Raw genomic sequence first — 5584 nt, 5'->3', positions numbered from 1 at the left:
GGATGATCCAGGACGAGCCGCGCCGGGGCGCGGTCGCCCGTGGCGGTGCAGCGCGCGCCGGCGACGCGACGGACGCCGGCGGGACGGTGGCCACCGATGGGGCGACCCGCGGCACGGTCCACGGGGAAGCCGGCCGGAGGGGCGCCGCCGGGACCTCGGCCGCCCGCGGTGGCGGCGCACGGCTGGCCGGTGTGGATGCGGCCCGGGGCCTGGCCCTCGTCGGCATGGTCGCGGTGCACACGCTGCCCCTGTGGGACGAGGCGTCCGGAGGGGCCACGCTGTCCTGGACGCTGTTCGGCGGCAACGCCGCCGCCCTGTTCGCCACGCTCGCGGGCGTGAGCCTGGCCTTCGGAACGGGCGGGCGCACGCCGCGCACGGGCCGTCGGCTGGGGGCCGCCCGGGCCGCGGTGGCCGCGCGGGCCGGCGTGATCGCCCTCGTGGGCTTCCTGCTGGGGTTCCTCGAGCTCGTCGTCGACAACATCCTCGTCTACTACGGCGCGTTCTTCCTGCTGGCGATCCCGTTCCTCGGTCTGAGGATCCGACACCTCCTGCTCGGTGCCGCGGTCTTCGCGCTGCTCGCGCCCGTGCTCATGCAGTGGTCGCTCACGGTGCTGCCCGCTCACGTCCACGCCAATCCCAGCCTTGTCGACCTCGCCGCGGAACCGGTGACCGTGCTGTCGCAGCTGCTGCTCACCGGCACCTACCCCGCCCTGCCGTGGATGACGTTCCTGTGCGCGGGCATCGCGGTGGGCCGGATGGACCTCGCGAGGCGGTCGGTGCAGCTCGGTCTCGTGGCCTCGGGCGCGGTGCTGGCCCTGGGCGCGTCCGTGCTCTCGGCCGCGGCCCTCGCGGTCTTCGGCCGCGACGCGATCCTGGACGCCACGCCGGGGACCTCGCCGGAGCGGCTCCAGGAGGTCGTGGTCTTCGGCCCGGACCCGGAGCTGCCCACCACCACGCTGTGGTGGCTGCTGGTGCCCGGCCCGCACAGCAACACGCCGTTCTCCCTCGCGGTGAGCCTGGGCACGGCGCTGTGCGTGCTCGGTGTGCTCCTGCTGCTGTCCCGGCCGGTGGGACGGTTCCTCCTCCCGCTGGCGGCCATGGGATCCATGACGTTCACCCTCTACACCGCGCACCTGCTGTTCCTGTGGTTCGAGGTCCACGCCGACGCGCCGCTGCCGTGGTTCTGGGCCCAGGCGGCCGTGTTCTGCGGCGTCGCCGTGCTCTGGCGGCGGCACGTGGGCCAGGGCCCGCTGGAGAAGCTCGTCTCGCGCGTGGTCCGTGGCGTGGAACGGCGCGCCGTGGCCCGGCCGGCCGGCCCGGCCTGACGGACCGGCCCGTGCCGGGTCGTGCACCGGGTCCTGCGGCGCCCGCCGGGCTCAGAGCCCGAGCGCGGTCTCCAGCTCACCGCGGATCCGCGCGAGCCGGGTCCGTGCCAGCTCCCGGGCGGCGGGCAACGCGGCGCGGCCCGCGACGGCGGCGACCACCTCGAGGTAGCACTTGAGCTTCGGCTCGGTGCCGGACGGGCGGACGACCACGCGGGTGCCGTCCCGGGTGAGCAGGCGCAATCCGTCCGTGGGCGGCAGCCCCGTGGCCGGGGACGTGAGGTCCTCCACGGCGACGACCTCCGAGCCGGCCAGGGCCGAGGGCGGAGCGTCGCGCAGCGCCGCCGTCATCGCCGGGATCCGGGCGGGGTCCGCGACCCGCACGCTCAGCTGGTCCGTGGCGTGCAGGCCGTGCGCGAGGGCGAGGTCGTCCAGTGCGTCCTGGAGCGTGCGCCCCCCGGCGCGCAGGTCGTCCGCCAGCCGTGCCACGGCCACGGCGGCGCCGATCCCGTCCTTGTCGCGGACGACGTCGGGGGCCGTGCAGTAGCCCAGGGCCTCCTCGTAGCCGTACACGAGGCCGGGCACGCGCGCGATCCACTTGAAGCCCGTCAGGGTCTCGCGGTGGGCGAGCCCGGCGGCGGCCGCGATCCGGGAGAGCAGGCGGGAGGAGACGACGGAGTTCGCGAGCACCGCGTCCTCGTGGCCGGCCCACCGGGCGGCCGCCGCCCCGCCCAGGAGGGCTCCGACCTCGTCCCCGGTCAGCATCCGCCAGTCCCCACCGGCGCCGGTGCCCGCGGGCACCGGAACGGCGACGGCCACCCGGTCGGCGTCGGGGTCGTTGGCGAGCACGAGGTCCGCGTCCGCCTCCCGGGCGGCCTCCACGGCGAGGTCGAGGGCACCGGGCTCCTCCGGGTTGGGGAACGCGACGGTGGGGAAGTCCGGGTCGGGGCGTGCCTGCCGGGCCACGAGGCGCACGTCGGCGAAGCCGGCACGCCGCAGCGCCTCGACCGCCGTGCTCCCGCCGACCCCGTGCAGGGGCGTCAGCACGATCCGCAGGGGCCGCTCGGCGGCCGGCCCGCCGGGGACGACCGCGTCCAGGTAGTCCCCGGCGACGGCGTCCGGCAGCACGGTCCACCCGCCGTCCGCCCGGGGGATCCGGGCGACGGGACCCACGGCGGCGATCCGCTCGGCGATCATCCGGTCGTGCGGGGCCACGATCTGGCATCCCCGGCCCGCGGGCTCCACGGCGCGGCCGCCGAGGTACACCTTGTATCCGTTGTCGGCCGGCGGGTTGTGGCTGGCCGTGACCATGACCCCGACCTCGGCGTCCAGGGCGCGCACGGCCCACGCGAGCACCGGGGTGGGCAGAGCGGAGGGCATCAGGAGGGTCTCCACGCCGGCGGCGGTGAACACGGCCGCCGTGTCACGGGCGAAGACGTCCGAGCCGTGCCGGGCGTCGTAGCCGACCACGGCGCGCGGTGGCCGGCGGGATCCTGTCCGGACCGTGGTGCCGCGGACGTCGTCGTCGTCCCGGATGTCGCGGCCGGCGTCGTCCCGGGTGCCGGGGTCGGACCCGTCGCCGGCGCCCGTCGCCTCGTCCGTGAGGGAGCGGACGTGGGCCGCCACGCCCGCGGCGGCGCGCAGCACGACAACGCGGTTCATCCGCATCGGGCCGGCGCCGAGGGCCGCCCGCAGCCCCGCGGTGCCGAAGCGCAGCGTCCCCGAGAAGCGCTCGGCGAGCTCGCGCAGGGCGTCGCCGTCGCCCGCCCGGGCCGCATCGACGAGGGCGGCCAGCTCGGCCCGGGTGGCGGGGTCCGGGTCGTCGTCGATCCAGGCGCGGGCTGCCTCGAGGAGTTCCGGGTCGGTGCGGTTGTCGGGGGGCACGGGCTCTCCTGCGGCGGTCCGGCGGGTCTCAGAGCTCGGCGACGATGCCCGCGAGCAGCGCGGAGATCCGGGGGCCCGCGGCGCTGCCGGCCTCGATGACCTCCTCGTGGGAGAGCGGGGCCCCGGAGATGCCGGCCGCCTGGTTGGTCACGAGCGAGATCCCGAAGACCTCCATGCCCGCGTGCCGGGCGGCGATCGCCTCCAGCGCGGTGGACATGCCCACGAGGTCGGCCCCGAGGACCCCTGCCATCCGGACCTCGGCGGGGGTCTCGTAGTGGGGGCCCGGGAACTGCGCGTAGACGCCCTCCTCCAGGGTGGGGTCCACGCGGCGGGCGAGCGCCCGCAGCCGCGGGGAGTACAGGTCGGTGAGGTCCACGAAGGTGGCGCCCTCCAGGGGGGAGCGGCCGGTGAGGTTGAGGTGGTCGCGGATGAGCACCGGCGTGCCGGGGCCCCAGGACGGGTTCAGGCCCCCGCAGCCGTTGGTCAGGATCATGGTGGTCGCGCCGGCCGCCGCCGCGGTGCGCACGCCGTGGACCACGGAGCGCACGCCCCGGCCCTCGTAGTAGTGGGTGCGGGCGCCGATCACCAGGGCGTGCCGCCCGGCCGGCGTCCGGACGGAGCGCAGCGTGCCCACGTGGCCCTCGAGGGCGGGCGGGGTGAAGCCCGGGATCGCGGCGGCCGGGACCTCGGCGACCGTCTCCCCGATGAGCTCGGCGGCCCGGGCCCATCCGGAACCCAGGGTCAGGGCCACGTCGTGGTGCTCCACGCCGCCGGCCGCCCGCAGCGCGTCGGCGGCCCGGTGGGCGAGCTCGAAGGGGTCGGGGGTGCTGCCGTCGGTGCTCACGCGCCCGAGGCTACCGCATGCGCCGCCACGCCGGTCGAGCGGTTCCCGCGCCGATGCGCACCTGCAAGAATGGCCGGGTGACTGCACAGAGCGAATTCTCCATCCAGAAGCTGGTCATCATCGGCGGCGGTCCCGGGGGCTACGAGGCGGCTCTCGTCGCCGCGAGCCTCGGCGCGGACGTGACGATCATCGAACAGCAGGGCCTGGGCGGGTCCGCGGTGCTCACCGACGTGGTGCCGTCGAAGACGCTCATCGCCTCCGCGGACGCCATGACCCGGTTCGCCGAGGCGGCGGACCTGGGCGTGCACGTGCGCGGCAGCAAGGACGGCGACGAGATCAACCACCTCCGGGTGGACCTGGACAGGGTCAACACCCGGCTCCTGCGCCTGGCCGCCTCCCAGTCCCGGGACATCAAGCGGGGACTGGAGCGGGTCGGCGTGCGCGTGATCGAGGGCACCGGGCGGCTGCTGAGCCGCACGGAGGTGCAGGTCACCACCGAGGACGGGCTCGAGTACACGCTGGAGGCCCAGGCCGTGCTGATCGCCGTGGGCGCCACCCCCCGTGAGCTGCCCTCGGCGCAGCCGGACGGGGAGCGGATCTTCACCTGGAAGCAGGTCTACCACCTCCAGGACGTCCCGGAGCACATGATCGTGGTGGGCTCCGGCGTGACCGGCGCCGAGTTCGCCTCGGCCTACCGCGGCCTGGGCGCCGAGGTCACCCTCGTCTCCTCCCGGGACCAGGTGCTGCCCGGTGAGGACGCGGACGCCGCGGCCGTGCTGGAGAACGTCTTCGAGCGCCGGGGCATGAACGTGCTCAGCCGCTCGCGAGCGGAGAGCGTCGAGCGCTCCGACGGCGGGGTGGTCGTCACGCTGGCTGACGGCCGGAAGATCGCCGGGTCCCACTGCCTGATGGCGGTCGGCGGCGTCCCGGCGACCGCGGACCTGGGTCTCGAGGAGACCGGGGTGGCCGTCGCCGAGTCGGGCCACATCAAGGTCGACGGCGTCTCGCGGACCACTGCCCCCGGCGTCTACGCCGTGGGGGACTGCACGGGCGTGCTCCCGCTCGCGTCGGTGGCGGCCATGCAGGGCCGGATCGCCGTCGCGCACCTGATGGGCGACGCCGTCAAGCCGCTGCGCACCCACCTGGTCGCCTCGAACATCTTCACCTCGCCGGAGATCGCCTCGGTGGGGGTCAGCGAGAGCGCCATCCACGAGGGCACCTACCAGGCGGACACCATCATGCTGAAGCTCTCGACCAATCCGCGCGCCAAGATGATGGCGGTCGAGGACGGGTTCGTGAAGATCTTCGCCCGGAAGGGCTCCGGGACCGTGATCGGCGGCGTCGTCGTCGGGCCCCGTGCCTCGGAGCTCATCTTCCCGATCTCCCTGGCCGTGACCCACAAGCTGCACGTGGACGACCTCGCCGACACGTTCACGATCTACCCCTCGCTCACGGGCTCGATCTCCGAGGCCGCCCGGCGGCTGCACGTGCACGTCTGAGTCCCCGCCCGGCCGCGGGTCCGGAGCCGACGGCG

The 5584-nt window shown here is 75.6% G+C and carries 4 protein-coding genes; 2 read left to right on the top strand and 2 right to left on the bottom strand.

Annotated elements, in window-relative coordinates:
- Positions 1-1325, top strand: a 1325-nt coding sequence (locus tag ACH9EU_RS17885) for a heparan-alpha-glucosaminide N-acetyltransferase domain-containing protein (RefSeq protein WP_396415257.1), incomplete at its 5' end; no start/stop codon positions are given.
- A 51-nt stretch (positions 1326-1376) separates the two neighbouring features.
- On the opposite strand, the gene ACH9EU_RS17880 is transcribed toward ACH9EU_RS17885, so the two are convergent.
- A complete protein-coding gene (locus ACH9EU_RS17880) occupies positions 1377-3206 on the bottom strand; it encodes a phospho-sugar mutase (protein ID WP_396415256.1) in 1830 nt (609 codons plus the stop codon).
- Between the two features lie 28 nt (positions 3207-3234).
- On the bottom strand, positions 3235-4050 hold the full coding sequence (locus ACH9EU_RS17875) for a purine-nucleoside phosphorylase (protein WP_396415255.1): 816 nt from the start codon (positions 4048-4050) through the stop codon (positions 3235-3237).
- Between the two features lie 77 nt (positions 4051-4127).
- Between ACH9EU_RS17875 and ACH9EU_RS17870 the strand changes: the two genes are divergently transcribed.
- Entirely contained in the window at positions 4128-5549 is a 1422-nt protein-coding gene (locus tag ACH9EU_RS17870; protein WP_396415254.1) for an NAD(P)H-quinone dehydrogenase, read from the top strand.
- Positions 5550-5584 lie beyond the last annotated feature (35 nt).

This window comes from Kocuria rhizosphaerae, from assembly GCF_044462265.1.
GTDB lineage: Bacteria > Actinomycetota > Actinomycetes > Actinomycetales > Micrococcaceae > Kocuria > Kocuria rhizosphaerae.
This window is presented reverse-complemented; position numbering and strand designations above follow the sequence as displayed.